Consider the following 25,096-nt stretch of genomic DNA (forward strand, 5'->3'; position numbering starts at 1 on the left):
TTACACTATGTCATTATTAAAAAAATTCTTAAATTTTAGAAAACGTTTAGCTTATAAACTGATTACTTATTACGGTTTCTTACTTATTACATTAGTTACGATAGCATTTAACTTCAATAAATTTGATGCCCGTAACTTTTCATCCCTTTCAGTAAAAGATCAAACCTACTTCAAAAATGAAAGTATTCATACTCAAGAAAGTTTAAACCTTGATGAAATTTTTGAAAATAATTTATCGGTTGAAACGGCAAACGGATTTGATGTTATTTTGCAAGATAAAAAAACCGGCACTTTAAGTGGGGTAAATCAAAGTAATATCAAAGCATTACAATCTTTTATCTACGAAACATCCCAAATGGATGAGCCTCAACAACGCCGTTTTGAAAATAGTGAAATCTATGGTCCGTTTTCAGTTATATCTGAAACAAATACTTATAACCAATATTTTATTAAAGCAGTAGACGCACAAGAAGAGTGGATTAACACTATTTTAGATACCCCTATCCTCATGGTGCTTATACTGATGTTCTTAGGTATGCCTCTTTTATGGTGGATGTCTTTTAAAATTACCCAACCGGTCCAGAATCTGACCATCTCAGCAAATGCTGTGGCCAGTGGCCAACTGGAAACCAATCCGAAATTAGAAACTGAGGGAATTTATGAAATTAGAGAGGTAGGTAAAAGCTTTAACCACATGGTTACCAGTTTAAAGCTCTTGACTCAACATCAACAACGAATCATCTCCGATATTTCACATGAGCTAAAAACACCATTAGCACGCTTGCAACTAGCGCTGGCAATTTTGCGTCGTAAAACGGGAGAAGTTGCAGAAATCCAGCGCATTGAAGCAGAAATTGGTAAGTTAGACCAAATGGTTAAAGACTTATTAGTCATTTCGCGTCAGCAACTTAATTATCAAATCCAAAAAACTATTTTCACCATTGATGAAATTTGGGTAAATGTTCTAGAAGATGCTAAATTTGAAACCTCACAAAATAATATTGTACTAATCATCAAGCAGAATATTAAATACCCTGCTCAATATTCTATTAACGGCGCGGTTAACTCATTAACCAGTGCGTTGGAAAACTTAATTCGTAATGGACAAAAATACGCCAAACAACTGCTTTCAGTTTCTATAGATATCCAAGATGAAAATTTAGTTTTAGTGGTTGAAGATGATGGTAACGGTGTTCCCGAACATGAGTATGAAAATATTTTCAAACCGTTTTACCGCGTAGATGAAGCAAGAGCGAGAGAAACCGGTGGCACCGGTCTAGGTTTGGCAATTGTACAGAATGCCGTTCAACAACATCAAGGACATATTCAAGTAAGTAAAAGTGAGATGGGTGGTTTAAAAGTTAAGTTACAAATCCCACTTTGGACACACAAAGAATAAAGTCATTTGCAAAAAAACAGGAAAAAATAACCGCTTGTAATGAAACTGATTGAAATAGAAAACCTCAATAAGTATTTTGGTTCACCAGATAACCAAACTCATGTACTAAAAAATATTAATCTCAGCATTAGACAAGGAGATTTCGTCGCGATTATCGGTGCTTCCGGCTCCGGTAAATCTACCTTGATGAATATTATCGGTTGTTTAGATACCGCCAGCTCCGGCAGTTGCAAAATCAGTGGAAAAGATACTCAGAAAATGACATCTGATGAGCTATCTGATCTCCGTCAACGCAAATTTGGTTTTATTTTCCAACGCTATAATCTGCTTCCTGCTTTAACTGCTAATGAAAATGTCGCCTTACCGGCAATTTATGCCGGTATAGACAACCTATCCCGAAAAATGCGTGCAGAGTTTTTATTGGATAAGCTTGGGTTATCGGATAAAACACAAAATCGTCCAAATGAATTATCCGGTGGACAACAACAACGCGTTAGCATTGCGCGCGCCTTAATGAACGGCGGCGAAATTATTTTAGCAGATGAACCAACCGGAGCATTAGACTCCAAAAGCGGTGAAACTGTATTAGAAATTCTACAAACCTTACACCAAGAAGGTCATACCATTATTATGGTCACTCATGACCCGAAAATTGCAGCAAAAGCATCACGTATTATTGAAATTAAAGATGGTGAGATTATTCAAGATGAACGCTTAAAACCCTATGTAGAGCAGATAGGCCCTTTCGATTCCTCACATAAAAAACCGCGTTTTTTCGATCAATTATCTGAATCGTTTAAAATGGCACTTAACGCCATTATAGCTCATAAAATGCGTGCTATTTTAACTATGCTCGGTATTATTATCGGAATTGCGTCTGTAATTTCGGTAGTCGCTTTAGGACAAGGATCGCAACAGCAAATTCTTGCTAATATCAATAGTTTAGGCACAAATACAATGGATATTATGAACGGCACAGGCTTTGGAGATAGGCGGGCAAATTTAACAAAAAATCTCACCATTAGCGATGCCACTATGCTAGAGCAGCAAAATTATGTTGAAAGCACTACCCCATCAAGCAATATTAGTGCAACATTAATATATGGCAATACGACAGTAACCGGATCTGTACGCGGTGTAGGTGAGCAATTTATTAATGTGAAAGGCTTAAAGTTGGTTTCAGGTCGATTTTTTACTGCTGATGAAGTTAAAGAGATTGCACAGGTTATTGTCATCGATCCTAACACACAAAAAGAATTAGGTATAAATTCCCCTGTGGAAGGCAATATTATTTTAGTAGATAAAAAACCATTACGTATTATTGGCGTGGCTCAGCAATCTAATAATATGAACCAAAGCAGCCTTACTCTTTGGGCTCCTTACACTACCACTATGCAACGTATTTCAGGGGCAAAACAGATTGACGCTCTAACGGTTAAAATTAAAGATAACGTAGAAAGTCAAACTGCAGAAAAAAGCATTACAGAGCTTTTAACCGCCAAACACGGAAAAAAAGACTTTTTTATTATTAACAGCGATACCATTAAACAAACCATTACCAGCACGACCAACACAATGACATTGCTCATTTCATCCATCGCTTTAATTTCATTAATAGTAGGAGGAATCGGTGTAATGAATATTATGTTGGTCTCGGTAACAGAGCGTACTAAAGAAATCGGTGTTCGAATGGCGATCGGCGCTAAACAGCATAATATTTTGCAACAATTTCTTATTGAAGCCATTCTTATCTGTCTGATTGGCGGATTAATCGGTATTTTATTCGCCATAGCTATTATTACTACATTCAACACTTTAGGTGAGAATTTCAAAATGATATTATCTGTGCAGTCGGTTGTAGTGGCTGTTCTTTGCTCTACACTTATCGGCATTATTTTCGGCTATCTACCTGCACGAAATGCCTCTCGACTGAATCCGATTAATGCCTTAGCTCAAGAATAACACTACAAGCGGTGAGATTCTGAAAGATTTTTGCAAAAAATCACGGAAATTTAACCGCTTGTCTCTGATAAATAAGGAAGAAAAATGCCAATAACCAATTTAGAACTAGAACAAATTCTTAATAATAAATTAAACAGTCTGGCGATTAATGACTATGCCCCAAACGGTCTGCAAGTGGAAGGCAAAACTAAAATCTGCAAAATCATTACCGGTGTTACTGCAAGCCTACCATTAATTGAAAAAGCGATCGAGAAAAAAGCGGATGCAATTTTAGTTCATCATGGCTATTTTTGGAAAAGTGAGAATCCGTGTATTCGTGGTATGAAAGGCCGAAGAATCAAGCAGTTGTTAACTAACGACATCAATTTGTTCGGCTACCATTTACCTTTAGATATTCACCCCGAATTAGGTAACAATGCTCAACTAGCCAAACAGTTAGGCGTAACCAATCTACAAGGTTTGGAAGACCACCCGAATTCGATTCCGATGTTTGGCGAATTTGAAACTCCTATTTCTGCAGAAGAACTAAAACAACGCCTTGAAAAAGCGTTACAACGCACCGTTATTTTGTGTAATGAGTTTGTATCCACTCCACAAAAAACGATTAAAAAAGTCGGCATCTGTTCTGGCGGCGGACAAGGCTATATTGATTTAGCTTTTGAAAAAGGCTGTGATGCCTTCATCAGTGGTGAAATTTCCGAACAAACCACCCATTCTGCCCGCGAACAAGGCATTTACTACTTCGCCTGCGGCCACCACGCCACCGAACGCGGCGGCGTAAAAGCCCTAGGCGAATGGCTAGCGCAGGAATACGGCTTAGAGGTTGAGTTTATCGATATTGACAATCCGGCCTAATCTCTATAAATACAAGCGGTTAAATTTTCTGAGAATTTTGCAATTTGCAAAAAATCGGAAGAATTTAACCGCTTGTTATCATTCACAAACTATAACTCAAATTCACCAAAATCACTGCTATCGACTTTAGCATCAATCTGCCCGACCAAATATGAACTCACCTCCACTTCTTGTGGCGCAACTTGTACATTGTCTGAAACCAGCCATGCATTAATCCACGGAATGGGGTTAGAGCGTGCTTTAAATGGCAACGGTAGCCCAACAGCTTGCATTCGAATATTGGTGATATATTCAACATATTGCACCAAAATATCGCGATTTAGCCCAATCATCGAGCCATCTTTAAACAGATAATCTGCCCAAGCTTTTTCTTGCTCTGCAGCGCTTAAAAACAGCTCATAGGCCTCTTGTCGGCACTCGCGTGCAATTTCTGCCATTTCCGGATCATCATTTCCATACGTCATAATATTTAAAATATGCTGCGTACCGGTAAGATGTAAAGCTTCATCACGCGCGATAAACTTGATAATTTTAGCATTCCCTTCCATTAATTGCCGTTCTGCAAAGGCAAATGAGCAAGCAAAAGAGACATAAAAACGAATTGCTTCAAGTGCATTCACGCTCATCATACAAAGATAAAGCTGTTTTTTTAGGCTGCGTAAACTTACCTCGCAAGTTTTACCATCTACTTCATAACGGCCTTCACCATATAGGCTATAGAGTTGGCTGTCACGAATCAAATCATCATAATACGCAGAAATATCCTTCGCACGCTTAATAATTTCTTCATTGGTGACAATATCATCAAACACTATCGAAGGGTCATTTACAATATTGCGGATAATATGAGTATAAGAACGGCTGTGAATTGTTTCGCTAAATGTCCAAGTTTCAATCCAAGTTTCCAGCTCAGGAATAGAAACTAACGGCAAAAGCGCCACATTCGGGCTTCTTCCTTGAATGGAATCCAGCAATGTTTGGTATTTCAAATTACTGATAAAAATATGTTTTTCATGCTCAGGCAGTTGCGCATAATCAATGCGATCCTGTGAAACATCCACTTCTTCCGGGCGCCAAAAAAATGAAAGCTGTTTCTCAATCAGTTTTTCAAAAATTTCATATTTTTGTTGATCATAACGCGCAACATTCACATTTTGCCCAAAGAACATTGGTTCTTTTAGCTGGTCATTTTTATTTTGTGAAAACGTAGTATATGCCATGTTATTCTCCTTTATTCATTGTTCGTATTATTAAATTTTACAAGCCCCGCCGGCACAGCCTTCATCTAGATCGTCTTGAGCATCTTCAGCACCATCACGGGTATTTTGGTAGTAAAGGGTTTTTAACCCATATTTATACGCTGTTAATAGATCTTTTAATAATACCTTCATCGGCACTTTGCCATCTGCAAAACGGGTTGGGTCATAATTAGTATTCGCAGAAATCGCCTGATCGACAAATTTCTGCATAATACCAACCAAATGTAAATAGCCATCCATATTTGGAATATCCCAAAGCAGTTCATAATGTGTTTTCAAACGTTCATACTCCGGCACTACTTGTTTTAAAATTCCGTCTTTTGAAGCTTTAACACTAATATAGCCTCGAGGTGGCTCAATCCCGTTGGTGGCATTTGAAATTTGCGAGGAAGTTTCCGATGGCATTAAGGCAGTTAAAGTTGAATTACGCAAGCCAAATTGCACAATATCTTGGCGCAGCTGCTCCCAATCATAATGTAGCGGCTCTCGGGTTAATTCATCTAGCTCTTTCTTATAAGTATCAATAGGTAACAGCCCTTTGGCGTAGGTGGTTTGGTCAAAATAGCTACAACGCCCCCGTTCTTTGGCTAAATTCATTGAAGCTTTTAATAAATAATATTGAATAGCTTCAAAAGTGCGGTGAGTTAAATTATTGGCACTGCCATCGGAATAACGCACCTGATTTTTAGCTAAATAGTAGGCGTAGTTAATAACCCCAACACCTAGCGAGCGGCGGTTTAATGAGCTGTTACGAGCAGCTAATACCGGATAATCCTGATAATCCAGCAACGCATCTAAAGCGCGCACAACTAAATCTGCTAATTCTTCCAATTCATCTAAATCGCTCAATGCACCTAAATTAAAAGCGGATAAGGTACATAATGCAATCTCCCCCTGCTCATCATAAAAATGTGCCAGCGGTTTGGTTGGCAAGGCAATTTCCAAACAAAGATTAGATTGACGTATCGGTGCAACACGAGGATCAAACGGGCTATGTGTATTACAGTGATCGACATTTTGAATGTAAATCCGCCCGGTTGAAGCCCTTTCTTGCATTAATAATGAAAATAGTTCCACCGCTTTTACCTTGCGTTTACGAATGCTGGAGTCTTGCTCATATTGTAAATAAAGCTGTTCGAACTTGGCTTGATCAGCAAAAAATGCTTGATATAACCCTGGTACATCTGACGGGCTGAATAGAGTAATCTCGCCACCTTTAATTAAACGCTGGTACATCATTTTATTAATCTGCACCCCGTAATCCATATGGCGGGCACGGTTTTCTTCCACACCACGGTTATTTTTCAATACCATCAAGCTTTCCGCTTCTAAATGCCATATCGGAAAATAAACTGTGGCAGCTCCACCTCGCACACCACCTTGAGAGCAAGACTTTACCGCTGTTTGAAAATGTTTATAGAATGGAATACAGCCTGTATGAAATGCCTCCCCTGCACGGATTGGACTACCTAATGCCCGAATTGCTCCGGCATTAATGCCGATACCGGCCCGCTGAGAAACATATTTTATAATTGCTGCAGAAGTCGCATTGATAGAATCTAGGCTATCATCACACTCAATCAACACACAGGAACTAAATTGACGGGTAGGCGTTCTTACTCCTGACATAATCGGCGTTGGCAGAGAAATTTTAAAAGTGGAAGTCGCATCATAAAAACGACGAATATAATCTAAACGGCGTTTTGGTGGATATTTAGAAAATAAACAGGCTGCGACTAACAGATACAAGAACTGAGCCGACTCATAAATCTCCCCAGTAACTCGGTTCTGAACCAAATACTTCCCTTCCAACTGTTTTACCGCTGCATACGAAAAAGTCATATCTCGCCAGTGGTCAATAAAGCCATTCATCGCCTCCCACTCTTCCATGCTATAGGCCGTCAGCAAATCCGCATCGTATTTGCCAAGCGCAACTAACTTTTTAACATGCACATATAAATGCGGTGGTTCAAACTGCCCATAAGCTTTTTTGCGTAGATGAAAAATCGCCAACCGTGCTGCCAAATATTGATAGTCTGGCGTTTCCTTGCTGATTAAATCGGCTGCTGCCTTAATAATTGTTTCGTGAATATCGGCAGTTCGAATGCCCTCATAAAATTGGATCTGTGAACGCAGTTCCACTTGCGAAACGGAGACATTATCTAACCCCTCCGCAGCCCAAGTAATCACACGGTGGATTTTATCCAGATTGAGCTGTTCAAGTCTGCCATCACGCTTTGTTACCATTAAACTTTTATTCATAATTAAACCCTTTACAAAAATACCTTAGCAAAACACTACATATTGTGTTTTTATCGAAAGCAAACACAAGATAATGTGTTTAAAGCTAAACATCAACCAATAAATTTTTACTTTTTCTCTTGACAGATGCTAACTTATTTATAAATAACCATATTTTTATAGTGGGATAAAATTGATTGTTTTATTTAGCAACAAATAGGAAATTTAGGTAGGTTTAGAAAATGAAAAGCGAAGGAATTTTAGCTTGCTTAGGTCAATAACATTATCTGGCTTTTATTACCAAGCGGTTACTTTTAAGTGATTTTTTGCAAAAAATTTAAGAAATTTGACCGCTTATTAAGCAACTCTAGCCCTTTGTGGGAGAAAGACAAATTTGAGCAAAGTAACAGCTTTGCGAAAATCAGAGAGAGAAAAACCCAAGATAAAACTTCCTTTCAATAACACTCCTATATATCTTAAATCAAAAAAGCTCAAATCAAGAGAGCAAACCTATCAAAGCTTTATTAAAGATTTTTGAAAACTAAGACTTGTATGGATAGATGAGATTAAATAAACTAAAAATGCTACTTTTAACATCCAATTTTTAATAAGGAGCTTTTTATGCAAAATATTGAAATGACTTTTGCTTTATTTCAAAAATATTCAAATATAATTTATTATATTCTTACTCCAATTATAATCTTGCTAATTATTTTGTATTATAAATCCAGAGCAAAGTCAGCATTTTCCATTATACATAGATTGCTTATATTCATCACAGGAAAAGATAAAAATAACAACAAAAATTCTTTAATTAATGACATAATAGAAATTGAAGAGTTTAATTTTTATTATAAAACTAATGCAATAAGTCTAAGACATAAGCAAGAGTTTGAAAAATGGGTAAGAAAATATGAATTAGATTATAGATTACTATCTAAGCTTCAAGGAGCATTTGATATTGAAACACTGAGCATTCGTAATGTGCCAAGTAAAGAAAAATTATTAAGTAAAATAATAGTATTTAGCATTGTTTTTATATGCTTTCTAGTTGTTCTCCCCATATTAATAAATTTATCTATTGGGAATTATGCTTTGTTAGAGTTTAAAGGTAGTAGTAAAACTTATTGGGTAAGTCATGACAAGGTGAGAGAGTTTAGTTATTCAGAGATATTCTATATCTCCTGGTAATAAAAAAGATGAAATAACTGTTTATAGTTGTAAAGAAGATAAAATAGAAATTACAAGCAAAATACCTAAAGATGACCTAAAAACCATTTGTAATTTATTTATTAGCAAAGAAGATCAAAATTTTTTAGCCAACCTATTAAGAGAGCAACATATATTCTTTCGTTATTTTATATCTATATTAACAATGGTTTTATATATCTTTATTAACTATCTATTTAACTTAGCTAATGCTAGAGATGCTTATAATATGATAAAAAGAAAAGTCAAATAATAAAAATTAAAGCCCGATTATTCGGGCTTTCTATTAAACTTCCAATAAATATACCTTCAACTGCTGCAACTTATCCCTCGTTGCCGCGGCTTTCTCAAACTCCAAACTTGCCGCAAATTCTCGCATCTGTTGCTCCAACACTTTCAGCTCTTTTTCTAATTCCTTGCGAGATTTCGGTTTGTAGTCGTTTGCAGAATTTTCGACTTTTTTGACCGCTTGTTTGCCTTTTCTTGGCTTATCGGTTTGGCCGATGTCGAGCAATTCGCCCACTTTTTTGTTCAATGCTTGCGGCGTAATACCGTTTTCTTCGTTGTATTTTTGCTGTTTCTCACGGCGGCGTTCGGTTTCGGTAATCGCTTTTTGCATGGAGTTGGTAATACGGTCGCCATAGAGAATCGCTTTGCCGTTGAGGTTTCGGGCAGCGCGTCCAATGGTCTGAATAAGCGAGCGTTCGGAACGTAGGAAGCCCTCTTTGTCCGCATCTAAAATCGCCACGAGCGACACTTCAGGCATATCCAAGCCCTCACGCAGTAAGTTGATGCCAACCAGCACGTCAAACATCCCCATTCGTAAATCGTGGATAATTTCCACCCGCTCGACCGTGTCGATGTCACTGTGCAGATAACGCACTCGCACGCCGTGTTCATCTAAATAATCGGTGAGATCTTCCGCCATTTTTTTGGTGAGTGTGGTGACGAGAACTCGCTCGTCCACCGCCACCCTTTTGTGGATTTCAGACAGCAAATCGTCCACCTGTGTGGCAACGGGGCGAACTTCGATAATCGGGTCAAGCAAGCCCGTTGGGCGGACGACCTGATCGACTACGTCAGGATTTTTCTCTAACTCATACGCCCCGGGCGTAGCGGAAACGTAGATCGTCTGTGGCGAAAGGGCTTCAAATTCTTCAAAACGCAACGGGCGGTTATCGAGAGCGGACGGTAAGCGGAAGCCGTACTGCACCAGCGTCTCTTTTCTCGCACGGTCGCCCCGATACATACCGCCAATTTGTGGCACGGTAACGTGGCTTTCATCAATCACTAAAATACCGTCTGCCGGCATATAGTCGAACAGGGTTGGCGGCGGATCGCCTGCTTTTCTGCCCGAAAGATAGCGTGAGTAGTTTTCAATCCCCGAGCAGTAGCCGAGTTCGTTCATCATTTCGATGTCAAATTGCGTACGTTGAGCAAGGCGTTGCTCTTCCAGCAGTTTATTTTCCTTGATAAAATAAGTCCGACGCTCGGCAAGTTCTTCTTTGATATGCTCAATCGCCGCCAAAATCCGCTCTCGTGGGGTGACGTAGTGGGTTTTCGGGTAAATGGTGTAGCGTGGCACTTTGCCGAGGCTATGCCCCGTGAGCGGATCGAACAGCGATAGATTTTCGATTTCGTCATCAAACAGCTCAACCCGCAACGCTACTTCATCACTCTCGGCTGGGAAAATATCGATCACCTCGCCCCGTACGCGGAAAGTCGAACGCTGAAACGCCTGATCGTTGCGGGTGTATTGCAGTTCGGCAAGGCGGCTTAAAATTTCACGCTGCCCAATCATCGCCCCGACCTGCAAATGCAACATCATCTGCATATAGGCATCAACATCGCCCAAGCCGTAAATGGCAGAAACAGAAGCAACCACAATGGTATCTCGCCGCTCCAAAAAGGATTTGGTCGCTGAAAGTCGCATCTGCTCGATCTGCTCGTTAATCGACGCATCTTTCTCAATAAAGGTATCGCTCGACGGCACATAGGCTTCGGGCTGGTAGTAGTCGTAGTAGGAAACGAAATACTCCACCGCATTTTCGGGGAAAAAGGCTTTCATCTCGGCATAGAGCTGGGCGGCAAGGGTTTTGTTCGGGGCAAGCAACATCGCCGGACGGTTGAGCTGTTCGATCACATTCGCAATCGTGAAGGTTTTGCCCGAACCGGTTACGCCAAGTAAGGTTTGATGTGCCAAGCCGTCATTTAAGCCTTCCGTCAATTTAGCGATTGCGGTCGGCTGATCGCCGGAAGGCTTAAATGGGCTGTGAAGAATAAAAGGTTTGCCTTGCTTGCTCATATAAAATCCTGTCTTAAAAAGTTCTTTGCATTTTAGCATAAGCAAGCGGTCTATTTTTAGCGGATTTTTGCAAAACAAAATGTGAAGTAGATCACAAAACCAACACTTTCTTTTTGCGAACAATTCGCAATAAGAATATGATTGCACCGTCATTTTTTTCATAAGGAATTTAATATGCGTTTAACTAAACTTGCTTTAGCTTTATCTGGGATGATGATTGCAACTCACGCTGCTGCACTAGACCTTTCAAAAGAAACTGAAACTTATAAACAGTTTGTAGTTGAGCAGATCGATCAACTAGTTGCTGACACAGAAAAATTTGTTGGTTATTTACACAAAGGTGATGTGCAAAAAGCGAAGCAAATTTACCCGCTTGCACGTATGTATTTTGAGCGTTCCGAGCCGATTGCAGAAAGTTTTGGTGATTTAGACCCTCGCATTGATGCACGCCTTGCCGATTTAGCCGAAGAAGGTAAAACAGAAAAAGATTGGTCCGGCTTCCATAAAATCGAAAAAGTATTGTGGGAGAAAAACACTACAAAAGGCACAAAAGCTACAGCTGATCAGCTATTAAAAGATGTAAAAGAGCTGCGCGCAAAAATTCCAACTGCAGAAGTCACTCCTGAATTAATGATTACCGGTGCAGTGGATTTACTAAATGAAGTTTCCACCACTAAAGTGACCGGTGAAGAAGAAATTTTCTCGAAAACCGACCTGTATGATTTCAAAGCTAATATTGAAGGTGCAGAAAAAATTTATGAGATTTTCAAACCGCAATTAGAAAAAGTAGATGCAAAACTGTCAGCTGAAATTGCGAGCCGTTTTGAAGCCGTGAATACATTATTGGCAAAACATAATAAATCAAAAACAGGCTATGATTATGTTGCTTATAATAAACTCTCTAAAGATGAGATTAAAGCATTAGCGGAAGCAGTTAATAAATTAGGTGAACCCTTAGCTCAGTTAGGCGTACTTTTAAATAAATAAGAGGTAGGAGTAAATTATGGCAGAAATCACTTCTCGCCGTGATTTTTTAAAGCATACCGCATTAGTAGGAGCAGGCTTATTGTCTGCTCCTGCTTTCGCTTTAGAATCACGACAAACACCTGAAAAATCTAAAAATCAATATGACTTTTACGGCAAGCACCAAGCCGGCATCGTTACCCCGGCACAAAAACATATCTACTTTTTAGTGTTGGATTTAGACACGAACGATGTCGCTAAAGTTAAAGAAATTTTTAAAAACTGGACAAGCTACAGCCGCAATTTAACTCTAGGAAAAAATGTAAAACCTTATGTTGATAACGCCTATGTGCCACCAACAGACACCGGTGAAGTAGATAGTTTAGACAGTCAAAATCTTACCCTCACTTTTGGCATTGCTCCAAGTTTCTTCAGCAAATTAGGCATTGAAAAATTAAAGCCGGCCGAATTACAAGATTTACCGCACTTCCCTCGCGATCAGTTACAAGCCGAATACACCGGCGGTGATATTTGTATTCAAGCCTGTGCGGACGATCCGCAAGTGGCTTTCCACGCCGTGCGTAATTTAGTGCGTGTTGCACGTGGTGAAATCAAAATGAAATGGTCACAAATGGGCTTTAACTCATTTTTAAATGCCGATACTCCACGTAATTTATTTGGCTTTAAAGACGGGACCGCCAATGCAGATAGCTTGAAAGATCAAGATAATGTGGTTTGGGTGCAACAAGAAGGCTGGCTTAAAGGCGGTTCTTATCTAGCAGTTCGTCGTGTGAAAATGTTTTTGGAAACTTGGGATCGCACACACTTAAAATCCCAAGAAGAAACCTTTGGTCGCCACCGTGATTCCGGTGCTGCATTAGGTCATAAAACGGAATTTGAAAAGTTAGATCTGAGCAAAAAAGATGAAAAAGGAAACCCGATTGTGCCTGAAATTTCACATACTCACCTCGCTCATCAAACCGGCATTAAAATACTTCGTCGTTCGTTTTCCTACGCCAGTGGCATTGATGATAAAGGACAGTTCGATTCGGGTTTACTCTTTGTTTCATTCCAACAAAGTCCGCAACAATTTATCAAAATCCAAAATAAATTAGGCAATATTGATAAAATGAACGAATACATCACTCATATCGGTAGCGGCTTATTTGCTTGCTTTGCCGGGGTAAAAGATGAAAATGATTATTTGGGCAAAGCCCTATTTGACCTAATTTAGGAATAGATATGCGATTTAAAACTTTAGTGTTAGCAACTGCCCTACTTTCTGCCCCAACGCTTTGGGCAAAGGTGGACGTTAGTCCGTTATTTGTTCAACTTTCTGATGCTATGGCTGAAAGTAAACAAGGTAAATTTGCAAAATCCAGCCAAATTTTGACCGCTTTACAGCAGGATTTTACGAAGATTGGCGAGCAATACTCACTCAAAGATGAACAAGTGGAAGGTGCTATCCAGAACGCTATCGCTGATCCGAATGCCAAACATTTGGAAAGCTTGGCAAAAGCTTTATATGCCTTTGAAAAAGAACAAAACCCTGTTGATCATCATGCCAAACATCAAGATTTTCTCACTAAAATGAATCCGCTTTATACTGAACTTGATACAGCAGTAAAATCTAAAGATATTTGGAAAATTAAGCTCGCCTATCGAGAAGTCGGTTTGAATTGGGTTAAGCAAGAAAAGGCAGTGAGAGAAATCAGCTTAAAGCATTATGGTCAATTTGAAAGAATACTAGGTTTGCTGAGAATTAACCTGAAAGAAGAAAATCCGCCACTTGATAAAATTGAAGAACGGGTCGCTGAATTAGGTAAATTAATGGCAGATTTTAATCAATTTAAGATTAAATAATAAAAATTATGGGATGCTTAGCATCCCATAAAAACTTCTAGTTAAACAGTTCCCAAATCGGTTTACACTCTTTGGGTAATTCTAAGCCTCTACCCAACTCGATCCAGCCTGTCGGATAATGGAAATCGGAGCCGACCGAGCCGTGTAAATCAAACTCTTTTGCCCAACGGCTAAGTAATTGACGTTGGTCGGGTGTTTGTCCACAGCCTGAAATTTCAATGCCGTCACCACCGGCTAATTTGAAATCGGCAATTAAGCGACGAATCCAGCGAGCTGTCATTTTATAACGTAACGGGTGGGCAACTGTAATCACTCCACCGGCATTATGTGTTACCCTAACTGCCTCTTCTAAACTGCTCCACTTCGGCTTAACGTAAGCCGGCTTCCCCATGCCTAAATAACGTTTGAATGCGTGTTCAATGTTACGTACATATCCTTGATCGTATAAAAAACGCCCATAATGCGCTCGAGTCACTTCCCCGGTGGCTAAGGCCTTTGCCCCTTCATAAGCATTAGTAATGCCGGCTTTTGCTAATTTTTCTCCGATTTCGACCGCTCGCTCTTCACGTAACTTAGCTTGATTATCAAGAAACTGAACTAATTCATCATTATTTTCATCAATATTTAGTGCCGCAAGATGAATACTTTTCTCTTCCCATAAAATCGAAATTTCCACCCCTGAAATAAACTCAAGCGGTTGACTTTGAGCGAATTCTTTCGCCTCTTTGATTCCTGAAATCGTATCGTGATCGGTTAAGGCTAACATTTGTACATTTTGCTCTACCGCACGTTGCACCAATTCAGTTGGCGAAAGCACTCCATCTGAGGCGGTGCTATGGGAATGTAAATCATATTTCATTTAATTAATCCTTAATTATCCCTGCTTTAATAAAAAATTGGCGATACGCCTCGGTCTTTTTCGCTAGACTTAATGGATAAGCCCTCGAGGTCGAAGGCAAACGATATAAAAACAGCTCACGTTCTGTTGAATAAGAGTATTCAATCCACTCATTCGTTTTTGGCGTTTTCACTTTTTCAGACAATAAGTTAAGCAAGGTATCAGCAGCCAAACCACCTGTAGTAAAGAGCCATCTCACTTTAGGTAAACTGATTAAAAGTTCATCCATATCAATAGGCTCAATAATTTTTAAATCTTTATCCGAAGCATTGCCTTTCAAACGAATGGCGGTTTTGGCCGAAGAACATAACGCAATGCCTTTTTCTCTTAAAAAAGCTTCAATACGTATCGGGTCAAAACGCTTTTCATCGTTAACACGAAAATAATTGGGGTCATCATAAAACACGGCCCCCATAATTCGCCACATATCGTTTTGAAAATTTGGGTAATGAAATTCCATACAGCGTTTTTCGCTTGTGGGTGGAAAAGTGCCAATCATCGCAACTGTCGCCTTTTTCGGCAAAATTGGCTCAAAAGGGTGATGTTCCAGAAGTTGATTTTCTACCATTATTTAATCAGTGCCTTTAACATTTTTAATTTTTCTACTTTATCCAGATTTTGCTCGGCAACTTTGTTGAGCTCATCCAAAATTTTTTCATCTTTTGCAAAATTTTTCGCATAAATGACCGCTTGCTGTTGCGAAATCTGTTCAGCGTAAGCGGTCAAATTTTCCAATAATTTTACTATTTCAGCATTATCATGATGTTGCTGAAACAAATCATCAATCGACTTTGCAAACTGCTCTGCCTTGCTATCAATTTGTTGGCTACAATATTTCTGCCATTTCACTTGTTCGGCACGACTTAAAGTGTGTGGATAATGCCTTGCTCGATAATGAAATAACAATGGCTCAACACGCGGATCTTCAAATTCCAAGCCGTGATTCGCTAAATTTTCCGGCGGTAAGCTGCGTAAAATTGCCATATTATTTTTATCTGCCGGCGAGAAGAAGCCTTCATATAAGGTGGTTTCCACATTGGCAGATGGCTCAAAACTCCTTTCGTCGGTGAAAATTTCAATCACTTTTTCCCGCACCAGCGATTTTTGAGCTTTTAATGCCGCTAAATTTTGTAAACATTGTTCACGGTTAATACCTAATCGCTCGGCATTTTCAGGCAGTAGCGTTTTTGCCGGGGCTAAAATCGGGCATTTATTGATATGTACTAATTTCAACGGCACAGGCAGCTCATTTTCCGCTAATTCATCTCGCTTAGTGTATAAACGCTGACGTAATATTTCTGCATTTTCTGCAAGCAAACCATTTATATCGCCCGACAAATCGCAAACAATCACCGCATTTTGATTAGTTGGATGCCACGCTAAAGGCACAATCCAAGCAGTATTGCCACGATAATTGCCTAACATTCCCGAAACGTGAACGAGCGGTGTCATTTCGCCCGTATCAATCAGCTTTTCCACCTCTTTTTTGGTGCGAAGATTAAAGAAAAATTGAAATAATTTTGGCTGTTTTTCCTTAATTAATTTCGCCATAGCAATGGTAGCGTACACATCCGACATCGCATCATGTGCATTTTCGTGGGCAATACCATTGGCTTTGGTGAGGTTTTCCAACTTAAAACTTGGCATATCATTTTCATCTTTCGGCCAAGAAATTCCTTCCGGACGCAACGCATAGCAAGCCCGCACTAAATCTAATAAATCCCAACGGGAATTACCGTTTTTCCAGCTATATTCATACGGATCATAAAAATTGCGAAAAAAGGTATAGCGGGTCATTTCATCATCATAACGAATATTGTTATAACCGATGATGCAGGTATTCGGTTGGCTGAATTCGGCATGAATACGCGCGGCAAATTCAGGCTCAGATATACCTTCAGCGTTACATTGTTGCGGTGTAATGCCTGTTACCATTACCGCTTCAGGACTCGGTAGATAATCAGGTGTTTGCTTACAAAAAAACATTACCGGCTCACCAATGATATTAAAATCTTCATCGGTGCGAATACCCGCAAACTGTGCCGGACGATCTTGAGCCGGGCTTACACCAAAGCTTTCGTAGTCATAAAAGAAAAAAGAGAATATCTTGTTCATTAGTTCAATTACTCAGAAAAAATTATCCCGATTGTAGCATAGATAACGAAAAAATGAGGGGAAATACAAGCGGTTAATTTTTAGCAAAAAATAACAATTCAGCATATCTGTTTTTGGTGTAAATTTGGTGTAGATTTGTCGTAATTCACCCGGAATTACAGACGAAAAGGACAAATAACAATCAAATTGTAACCGTGAGAGAAAACAACAAATACAAAAAGAATATTTATAACTTATTGAAAATAAAGCAATAACTAGCCAAAAGATAAAATAAAAAAAGCCCCAAATCAAAACAACGAAATGGGGCGGAGGTCTTACCTAAGGAAATTAATGAAAAAAACTTGCATAAATCTGTTACATATACTCAGACTTGTGAGCTAAATAAAAGTTCATAAAAAATAAAAAATTTTTTAAAACCTAAGCAAAGTCAGATTCAACTACTTGCAATTGCTTATATAGACCAACAAATTTTTAAATAATTCCGTAAACTTATTATATTTTTAACGATTTTCTTGTAAAATATTGAACGTTTATTTTCTTAAAAAACCACAATAAAAATTTGAGGTATTCAATGTCTAAATTCCCAACAGTTTCTGAGGTCCTTTACGGCAAAGTTGCCGTAGGCGAAGAAGTTGCCGTACGTGGCTGGGTACGTACCCGTCGCGATTCAAAAGCAGGTTTATCATTTTTAAGCGTGTACGACGGTTCTTGTTTTGACCCAATTCAAGCCATTATTAATAACGATTTACCAAATTATAATAGTGAAGTTTTACGTCTAACGGCCGGCTGTTCTGTTGTCGTAAGAGGTAAAGTAGTAGAATCACCGGCAGAAGGGCAAGCCGTAGAATTACAAGCATCTGCAGTTGAAGTGGTTGGTTGGGTTGAAGATCCTGATACGTACCCAATGGCAGCAAAACGCCATTCTATCGAATATCTGCGTGAAGTTGCCCACTTACGCCCTCGCACAAACTTAATTGGTGCGGTAGCTCGTGTTCGCCACTGTTTAGCTCAAGCGATTCACCGTTTCTTCCACGAACAAGGCTTCTATTGGGTGGCTACGCCTTTGATTACTGCATCGGATACGGAAGGTGCGGGTGAAATGTTCCGTGTTTCTACCTTAGATTTAGAAAACCTACCTCGTACTGAGACCGGCAAGGTGGATTTTAACCAAGATTTCTTTGGTAAAGAGTCATTCTTAACTGTATCGGGGCAGCTAAATGCCGAAACCTATGCTTGCGCATTAAGTAAAGTTTATACCTTTGGTCCGACTTTCCGTGCAGAAAATTCAAACACTACTCGCCACTTAGCCGAATTCTGGATGATGGAGCCTGAAGTGGCATTTGCAGACTTAAACGACAACGCTAAATTAGCGGAAGATATGTTGAAATACGTTTTCCGCGCAGTGCTTGAAGAACGCAAAGATGATATGGAATTCTTTACCAAACACGTTGATAAAGACGCAATCAGCCGTTTAGAAAACTTTATTAACTCACCGTTCGCTCAAGTGGATTATACCGATGCCATTGAGATTTTATTACAATCCGGCAAAGAGTTTGAATTCCCTGTATCTTGGGGGATTGACCTTTCTTCCGAACACGAGCGTTTCTTAGCAGAAGAACACTTTAAATCACCTGTGGTGGTAAAAAACTATCCGAAAGATATTAAAGCATTCTATATGCGTTTAAATGATGATGGTAAAACCGTTGCAGCAATGGACGTGTTAGCGCCGGGAATCGGTGAAATTATCGGTGGTTCACAACGCGAAGAGCGTTTAGATGTATTAGATAAACGTATGGTTGAAATGGGCTTAAACCCTGAAGATTACTGGTGGTATCGTGATTTACGCAAATATGGTACTGTGCCGCACTCTGGTTTCGGTTTAGGTTTCGAGCGTTTAATCGTGTATGTAACAGGCTTACAAAATATTCGTGATGTAATCCCATTCCCACGTGCACCACGCAATGCAAACTTCTAATTTGCAAAAAACAAGATAAATCTTACCGCTTGCAAGCGGTCGAAAAAGGCGAAAATTTTACGATTTTCGCCTTTTGTTTTAGCTTTTTAAGGTTTTATTGGGCTCTTTTGCGATTTCTCGAGCCAATTTCGGCACAAGATAGCCGGAGGTGATTTTTTGTAACTCTCGGTAAATTTCAATCGCCTTTTCATCTACAAGATAAAAATGACTGGCTCCCGCTACTTTATCAAAAAGGTGCAGATAATACGGTAAAATACCGTAGCTAAACAGCTTATCGCTCAAGGCTTTTAAGGTTTGGGCGTTATCATTCACCCCTTTTAGCATAACCGATTGATTCAGTAATACTACACCTGCTTGTTTTAGCATTTTCATTTTTGTCGCAAAAATATCGTCAATCTCATTGGCATGGTTAATATGCATAACCAAAACTATATTTAGCCTTGATTTTGCTAATCGCTCACAAAATTCTTCGGTAATACGGTTTGGAATCACAACCGGTAGTCGAGAATGAATCCGTAGAGTTTTGATATGCGGAACTTGTTCTAAATGTGTAATCAACCAATCCAACTCTTGATCTTTAGCCATTAAAGGATCGCCACCGGAAAAAATCACCTCATCCAACTCTGGGTGCTGTGCAATATATTCCAAACTTTCCGCCCAAACAGCTTTACCACTTTTCACTTCATCATACGGAAAATGTCGGCGAAAACAGTAGCGGCAGTTAATCGCACAGCTGTTTTTTACCATAAATAACAAGCGGTTATGGTATTTATGCAAAATATTCGGAGCAGGACTTTCCTGCTCTTCCAACGGATCGACAACAAAACCCTCTGACTCAATAAATTCAGCCTGTGATGACATCGCTTGCAAAAAGAGCGGATCGTTCGGATTACCTTTTTCAATTTTTTCCGCAAAGGCTCTTGGCACTCGCAAAGGAAATAGTTTTCGAGCAACAATATCTTGCTCAAAATCTGCTGGATTAAGTTTAATAAATTGCAGTAAATCGACAGGATTATTGAAAGCTTGGGCAAGTTCAGTAAGCCAAAGAGGTTTTATTTGAATAGGTTGCATTTAACGTTGTAGAGGCAGGTTTTAACCTGCCCGAGCTTAATTATAAAATAATGGAGGGTTAAACCCCTCCCCTACGATTTTCTTTAAGATTCTTAAAAATTAAGGAATTAAATTACATTGTAATGGCGAACCATTTGGATTTACCATCACAACCGGAGGCGTTTGTCCGCTTTGTGCTGCAGCTAAATACTGAACACCTGCAATGCAATAACGGCGGTAACCATCTGTTTTTTCAACAAGGAACGGATCGATTTGTCCACCAATACTCTTAAACTCAGCAACAGCCGAAGACACATTTGCAACATTTTGCGAAGAATTAACCGCTTGCTGTGCATTTACATCTGCTGATTGATTAGCCTGCGCCGTTGATGAAAGCATATCACCTAACACATAACCTGCCGCAGCACCCATTGCAACATTCGCCAGTGTGCTACCATTACGCACTTGCGGCTGAGCTACTGCATTTGGTGTATTTGCAAAAGTTGCATCTTTTTGCTGTCTCATTACAGGCTTAGTTGCTACTGCTTTTGACGAACTCATTGAACGCAAACCGCCCGAACGCCCGCCTTTGGCTTCAGCCACAGTTGCTACAGATAACGCTAGAATAGTTGAGAGAGTAATAAATCTTTTCATTTACATTCCTTCTTATGAAATTTTAAAAATTATAGCAAAAAATTACAGAGATTTTTCGCTAATTTTATGAATTTAGGTTATTATATGGCTCTTTTTGACAAACCCAATAGGGTTAGGTTCAAAATTTGTTAATTTATTGTTATTTATTTAAATAATTGAGGAACCAATGGCTAATTACAGCACTAACGACTTTAAAAAAGGTTTAAAATTTATCCAAGATGGTGAACCTTGTGTTATCGTTGAAAACGAATTCGTAAAACCGGGGAAAGGCCAAGCATTTACCCGTACTAAAATCCGTAAATTAATTTCCGGTAAAGTATTAGAAATCAACTTTAAATCAGGCTCAACTGTTGAAGCTGCTGATGTTGTTGATTCTAACTACAACTACTCTTACAACGATGGTGATTTCTGGTACTTTATGCACCCTGAAACGTTTGAACAAATCTCTGTAGATGAAAAAGCATTAGGCGATAACGTAAAATGGTTGGTTGATAACGCTGAATGTATCGTCACGTTATGGAACGGCTCTGCAATCGCGGTAACGCCACCAAACTTCGTTGAACTTGAGATCGTTGAAACCGATCCGGGCTTAAAAGGCGACACTGCAGGTACCGGCGGCAAACCGGCCACATTAAGCACCGGTGCGGTAGTAAACGTGCCATTATTCGTTCAAATCGGTGAAGTTATCCGTGTGGATACTCGTTCAGGCGAATATGTTTCACGTGTGAAATAATCAAAAAGATTAATAATTTTTATAAGCGGTCAAATTTCTTGCAAATTTTGCAAAGAATTTGACCGCTTGCCATATGAGATAATAATACCTGCCTACCCTTTTAAAATATCTACCAGCGCCCGAAACAGCGGGGAACCTTGTCTGCGGTTTGGATAGTAAAGATGATATCCCTCATAGCTGATGGAATAATCACTAAGTACTTCCACCAACCTCCCATCAGAAATTTCTTGAGCAACGCTATCTTGTGGCATCCAATTTAATCCTTGTCCGTTAAGACAAGCATGTTTCATCAATTGGCTACTGCTGACAATTAAATGACTATATGGTTGGATTTTATAGATTTTGCTATCCGCCATTTTAAATTCCCAATCCATAATACCCCCTGATGTTGGCAAACGAAAACGAATGCAATGATGCTCAACCAACTCAGCAGGTGTTTGTGGCATTCCATATCGAGCAAAATAGTCGGGCGAACCTACCACACACATCTTCATATCAGTCGAAATTGGCACTGCAATCATGTCTTTTGCCACATCACTACCTAATCGGATACCTGCATCAAATCCTTCAGCAACAATATCAGTAAATTTATGATCGCTAATTAATTCCAATTCTACTTCAGGATACTGGCTCATAAAATGTTGGAACTTATCCCACAAGGCAAAAATAAAAGCGTGATCATTCGCATTAATTCTCAGCCGCCCCTGCAATGTATCCCGAAAGCGGCTTAAATCGTTCACGCACTGTTCAATATCGCCCAGCAACGGCAATAACTGGCGGTAAAGCTGCTCACCCGCTTCGGTGGTGGAAATACTGCGGGTTGTACGGTTTAGCAGGGTCGTTTTCAGCCGCACTTCCAGATTTTTAATCGTATGGCTTAATGCCGATGCCGACACGCCGAGCAACGCCCCCGCTTTGGTAAAACTCTGGGTTTGAGCCACCAGCACAAAAGCACGCAGATCGTTGAGGTTTTGCATTTTTGTGATCTCCATCGAAAAATCAAACAATACGACTAGCATATTGAGCGTTTTCCATTATTGTTGCCGACAGCGGCTATGCCGCAATCGGTTATTGCTATTGAGCAGCGTTGCTGCTCGGAGGAAATATAAGCTATACACGTTTAATCTATCACATCGTATTTAGAACAAAATACGGTACGCCAACGATTTCAGAACAACACGAAACCAGCCTTTATCGTTATATAAACGGCTATGTATCTTCCATTATTGTTACCGACAGCGGCAGTGCCGCAATCGGTTATTGTTATTGAGCAGCGTTGCTGCTCGGAGGAAATATGAGCTATACACGTTTAATCTATCACATCGTATTTAGAACAAAATACGGTACGCCAACGATTTCAGAACAACACGAAACCAGCCTTTATCGTTATATAAACGGCTATGTATCATCAAGAAAAGCGAAGTTATATCAAATTAACGGAATGCCCGATCATCTTCATCTTTTAGTTGGGCTACCGCCAACCATTGCCGTGTCCGACTTTGTCCAGCAGCTTAAAAATGCAACGCATCTTTTTATAGAACAGAGCCACGCACTCTTTCCCGATTTCTTTGCTTGGTCGAAAGGCTATTGTGCTTTGACTTACAACGAACAAGAAAAAGCCAAGATTGCCAACTATATTAAGCACCAAAAATCTCACCACAAACAGCTCGGCTTTGTAGATGAAATAAAACAACTTATGGTCGAAAACGGGCTATATGTTGACGAAGCTTATTTCTCTCGAAACTTATAAACAGGGGCAAAACCCCTGAAAAGCTGTAACCGATTACGCACTAGCGTTGTCGGTATAAGTGTACATTATTGAATTAAATTCACAACTTCATCAAGTTTATCCTATCTAATCACATAAATCATTGCTTGCTATACTGTTTTCCACGCTAAACAAGCAGTCATTTTTTGAGATTTTTTTACAAGGAAACCAACGATGTTCAAACGTTTTTCTGTCAGCTTACTCACCCTCACGCTTCTTTCGTCTGTTGCTCAGGCTGAAATTCAAGCCGGTGCGGAAGTTGCCGTTGTGCAAAGCACGCAGGGCAAGATTCAAGGTTATATCCAAGACGGCATTTATACCTACAAAGGCATTCCCTACGCCACTGCGGAACGCTTTAAAGCACCACAAAAAGTGGCGAAATGGGACGATACTCGCCTTGCGATGAAATACGGCAATATCTGCCCACAACTCGGCAATAACCCAATGGATACCGCACTTTTCTCGGGCGGAAAATTCACCCAAAGTGAAGATTGCCAAAACCTAAATATCTGGACACCGGCGTTAGACAATAAAAAACGGGCGGTCATGGTGTGGATTCACGGTGGGGGCTTCCAAGCCGGTAGCTCAATGGAGAGCGACACCTATCACGGCGAAAACCTCGCCCGCAGCCAAGATGTTGTGGTGGTGTCGGTCAATCATCGCTTAAATGTAATGGGCTTTTTGAATTTATCCGCTTACAGTGAAGAGTATAAAGATTCCGCCAATGTGGGCATGATGGATCTGGTTGCCGCTCTTGAATGGGTGAAAGAGAATATCGCCCAATTCGGCGGCGATCCGAATAATGTCACCATTTTTGGGGAGAGCGGCGGTGGTGCAAAATCATTAGTATTAATGGCAAGCCCATCGGCACAAGGGGTGTTTAATAAAGCGATTGTGCAAAGCGGTGCGGTAGAACGCAGTGGAATGACCAACACCACTAAGGCAGAAAGCCGTAAAGTGGCGGAATATACCTTGAAAAATCTCGGTTTAACCGCACAGGAGGTCGATAAACTCAAAACCATTCCTTATAAGGAATTAGAAGCAGCCAGCCGTCAAGCCCTGCAACAAACCGCCGATGAGCTGAAAATTCCGGCCGTGTTAGGCAATAAATACGGTTTACTGTGGACGCCTGTTTCCGGCACAGCCTTTTTACCACACGAGGCAGTGGGCGAAAAATACCCTGAAATCGCCAAAAACATTCCGCTGCTGATCGGTTCTAATTTAACCGAATGGATGAGCTTCCCGCTGCAACTGGATTTAGCGAAAACCCAAAGCGATAACCGCAACACGTGGACGGACGAACAGATACAGCAGAAACTCACCGCTCGCTTTGGCGACAAAACGGCAGACATTATCGAAGCATTCAAACAGGCGTACCCAAATCGCAACCTCGCCGATGCGTTGTATGTTGATACTTTCTTGCGTGTGCCGGCGCTTAAAACCGCACGCCTGAAAGCCGCCCAACCTGCACCGGTGTATAACTATCTGTTCACGTGGGATACCCCACTGTTTGGCAGCGTGCCGATGAGCTACCATACGGCTGAAATTCCGTTTGTGATGAATGCGATTGACAAAGCCCAACACGCCACAGGCGGCGGTGAGCAGGCGAAAAAATTGGCTCAAACAATGAGTACGGCGTGGGCGAACTTCGCCAAAACCGGCAACCCGAACGGCGGCGATTTACCGCAATGGGACGCTTACACACCGCAAAATGGGACAACGATGATTTTCGATAACGACGTCAAACAAGTTCATCATCACGATGACAAACTGCTGAAACTCCTCTCCCCGAACGGCAAGCTCTAATTGCCGACAAATAGTACAAGCGGTCTATTTTTAGCAAAATT

22 protein-coding genes are annotated in these 25,096 nt (G+C 40.1%); 13 read left to right on the plus strand and 9 right to left on the minus strand.

From position 1 onward, the window contains the following. The first annotated feature begins 7 nt into the window (after positions 1 to 7). From cpxA to A6B41_RS05920, 3 genes are all read left to right on the plus strand, one after another. Positions 8 to 1,399 (plus strand): envelope stress sensor histidine kinase CpxA, encoded by a 1,392-nt coding sequence (cpxA, locus tag A6B41_RS05910; RefSeq protein ID WP_027074551.1) that lies wholly within the window; start codon positions 8 to 10, stop codon positions 1,397 to 1,399. Between the two features lie 39 nt (positions 1,400 to 1,438). After that, on the plus strand, positions 1,439 to 3,361 hold the full coding sequence (locus A6B41_RS05915) for a MacB family efflux pump subunit (protein WP_027074550.1): 1,923 nt from the start codon (positions 1,439 to 1,441) through the stop codon (positions 3,359 to 3,361). 84 nt (positions 3,362 to 3,445) lie between these two features. Beyond that, entirely contained in the window at positions 3,446 to 4,216 is a 771-nt protein-coding gene (locus A6B41_RS05920; RefSeq protein WP_027074549.1) for a Nif3-like dinuclear metal center hexameric protein, read from the plus strand. An 89-nt stretch (positions 4,217 to 4,305) separates the two neighbouring features. Here the strand turns inward: A6B41_RS05920 and nrdB are convergent, their stop codons facing one another. Beyond that, positions 4,306 to 5,436: a class Ia ribonucleoside-diphosphate reductase subunit beta gene (gene nrdB / locus A6B41_RS05925; protein ID WP_027074548.1), complete on the minus strand. Its 1,131-nt coding sequence runs from the start codon at positions 5,434 to 5,436 to the stop codon at positions 4,306 to 4,308. Between the two features lie 30 nt (positions 5,437 to 5,466). Next, positions 5,467 to 7,737: a class 1a ribonucleoside-diphosphate reductase subunit alpha gene (gene nrdA, locus A6B41_RS05930; protein ID WP_027074547.1), complete on the minus strand. Its 2,271-nt coding sequence runs from the start codon at positions 7,735 to 7,737 to the stop codon at positions 5,467 to 5,469. A gap of 600 nt (positions 7,738 to 8,337) precedes the next feature. Between nrdA and A6B41_RS05935 the strand changes: the two genes are divergently transcribed. Next, on the plus strand, positions 8,338 to 8,907 hold the full coding sequence (locus A6B41_RS05935; protein ID WP_237052445.1) for a DUF6216 family protein: 570 nt from the start codon (positions 8,338 to 8,340) through the stop codon (positions 8,905 to 8,907). 49 nt (positions 8,908 to 8,956) lie between these two features. Then, a complete protein-coding gene (locus A6B41_RS11230) occupies positions 8,957 to 9,178 on the plus strand; it encodes a DUF6216 family protein (protein WP_472850256.1) in 222 nt (73 codons plus the stop codon). A 33-nt stretch (positions 9,179 to 9,211) separates the two neighbouring features. Here the strand turns inward: A6B41_RS11230 and uvrB are convergent, their stop codons facing one another. Next, on the minus strand, positions 9,212 to 11,230 hold the full coding sequence (gene uvrB, locus A6B41_RS05940; protein ID WP_027074546.1) for an excinuclease ABC subunit UvrB: 2,019 nt from the start codon (positions 11,228 to 11,230) through the stop codon (positions 9,212 to 9,214). 174 nt (positions 11,231 to 11,404) lie between these two features. Between uvrB and efeO the strand changes: the two genes are divergently transcribed. From efeO to A6B41_RS05955, 3 genes are read left to right on the plus strand one after another with little or no spacing between them, the layout of a single operon-like run. Further along, positions 11,405 to 12,217 carry an iron uptake system protein EfeO gene (efeO, locus tag A6B41_RS05945; RefSeq protein ID WP_027074545.1) on the plus strand — a complete coding sequence of 271 codons (813 nt, stop codon included), beginning with the start codon at positions 11,405 to 11,407 and terminating at the stop codon, positions 12,215 to 12,217. A 16-nt stretch (positions 12,218 to 12,233) separates the two neighbouring features. Then, positions 12,234 to 13,427: an iron uptake transporter deferrochelatase/peroxidase subunit gene (gene efeB / locus A6B41_RS05950; RefSeq protein ID WP_032847459.1), complete on the plus strand. Its 1,194-nt coding sequence runs from the start codon at positions 12,234 to 12,236 to the stop codon at positions 13,425 to 13,427. Positions 13,428 to 13,435: 8 nt separating this feature from the next. Then, complete coding sequence (locus tag A6B41_RS05955; RefSeq protein ID WP_027074543.1) at positions 13,436 to 14,056, plus strand: hypothetical protein; 621 nt, start codon at positions 13,436 to 13,438, stop codon at positions 14,054 to 14,056. A gap of 37 nt (positions 14,057 to 14,093) precedes the next feature. On the opposite strand, the gene A6B41_RS05960 is transcribed toward A6B41_RS05955, so the two are convergent. From A6B41_RS05960 to sbcB, 3 genes are read right to left on the minus strand one after another with little or no spacing between them, the layout of a single operon-like run. Next, positions 14,094 to 14,915: a PHP domain-containing protein gene (locus A6B41_RS05960; protein WP_027074542.1), complete on the minus strand. Its 822-nt coding sequence runs from the start codon at positions 14,913 to 14,915 to the stop codon at positions 14,094 to 14,096. A gap of 4 nt (positions 14,916 to 14,919) precedes the next feature. Further along, a complete protein-coding gene (locus A6B41_RS05965; protein WP_032847458.1) occupies positions 14,920 to 15,522 on the minus strand; it encodes a DNA glycosylase in 603 nt (200 codons plus the stop codon). Next, positions 15,522 to 17,069, minus strand: coding sequence for an exodeoxyribonuclease I (gene sbcB / locus A6B41_RS05970; RefSeq protein WP_027074540.1), 1,548 nt, complete (start codon positions 17,067 to 17,069; stop codon positions 15,522 to 15,524). The genes A6B41_RS05965 and sbcB overlap by 1 nt, the downstream gene beginning before the upstream one ends. A 571-nt stretch (positions 17,070 to 17,640) precedes the next feature. Here sbcB and asnS point away from each other — a divergent pair. After that, a complete protein-coding gene (gene asnS / locus A6B41_RS05975; RefSeq protein ID WP_027074539.1) occupies positions 17,641 to 19,044 on the plus strand; it encodes an asparagine--tRNA ligase in 1,404 nt (467 codons plus the stop codon). Between the two features lie 78 nt (positions 19,045 to 19,122). Here asnS and epmB read toward each other — a convergent pair whose 3' ends face one another. Both epmB and A6B41_RS05985 read right to left on the minus strand, forming a co-directional pair. After that, positions 19,123 to 20,115 carry an EF-P beta-lysylation protein EpmB gene (epmB, locus tag A6B41_RS05980; protein WP_027074538.1) on the minus strand — a complete coding sequence of 331 codons (993 nt, stop codon included), beginning with the start codon at positions 20,113 to 20,115 and terminating at the stop codon, positions 19,123 to 19,125. Between the two features lie 99 nt (positions 20,116 to 20,214). Further along, entirely contained in the window at positions 20,215 to 20,748 is a 534-nt protein-coding gene (locus A6B41_RS05985) for a hypothetical protein (RefSeq protein WP_027074537.1), read from the minus strand. Positions 20,749 to 20,914: 166 nt separating this feature from the next. Here A6B41_RS05985 and efp point away from each other — a divergent pair, with 166 nt between their 5' ends. After that, positions 20,915 to 21,481 (plus strand): elongation factor P, encoded by a 567-nt coding sequence (efp, locus tag A6B41_RS05990; protein WP_027074536.1) that lies wholly within the window; start codon positions 20,915 to 20,917, stop codon positions 21,479 to 21,481. 92 nt (positions 21,482 to 21,573) lie between these two features. Here efp and A6B41_RS05995 read toward each other — a convergent pair whose 3' ends face one another. After that, positions 21,574 to 22,458 carry a LysR family transcriptional regulator gene (locus A6B41_RS05995; RefSeq protein ID WP_027074535.1) on the minus strand — a complete coding sequence of 295 codons (885 nt, stop codon included), beginning with the start codon at positions 22,456 to 22,458 and terminating at the stop codon, positions 21,574 to 21,576. 110 nt (positions 22,459 to 22,568) lie between these two features. Here A6B41_RS05995 and A6B41_RS11150 point away from each other — a divergent pair, with 110 nt between their 5' ends. The 3 genes from A6B41_RS11150 to A6B41_RS06010 all read left to right on the plus strand — a co-directional run bounded on the left by A6B41_RS11150 (position 22,569) and on the right by A6B41_RS06010 (position 25,055). Beyond that, positions 22,569 to 22,751 (plus strand): hypothetical protein, encoded by a 183-nt coding sequence (locus A6B41_RS11150; RefSeq protein ID WP_237052447.1) that lies wholly within the window; start codon positions 22,569 to 22,571, stop codon positions 22,749 to 22,751. A gap of 24 nt (positions 22,752 to 22,775) precedes the next feature. Further along, entirely contained in the window at positions 22,776 to 23,231 is a 456-nt protein-coding gene (tnpA, locus tag A6B41_RS06005) for an IS200/IS605 family transposase (protein ID WP_027074534.1), read from the plus strand. 192 nt (positions 23,232 to 23,423) lie between these two features. Further along, positions 23,424 to 25,055 (plus strand): carboxylesterase/lipase family protein, encoded by a 1,632-nt coding sequence (locus tag A6B41_RS06010; RefSeq protein ID WP_027074533.1) that lies wholly within the window; start codon positions 23,424 to 23,426, stop codon positions 25,053 to 25,055. Positions 25,056 to 25,096 lie beyond the last annotated feature (41 nt).

The sequence above is a fragment of the Mannheimia granulomatis genome (assembly GCF_013377255.1).
Classification (GTDB): Bacteria; Pseudomonadota; Gammaproteobacteria; order Enterobacterales; family Pasteurellaceae; genus Mannheimia; species Mannheimia granulomatis.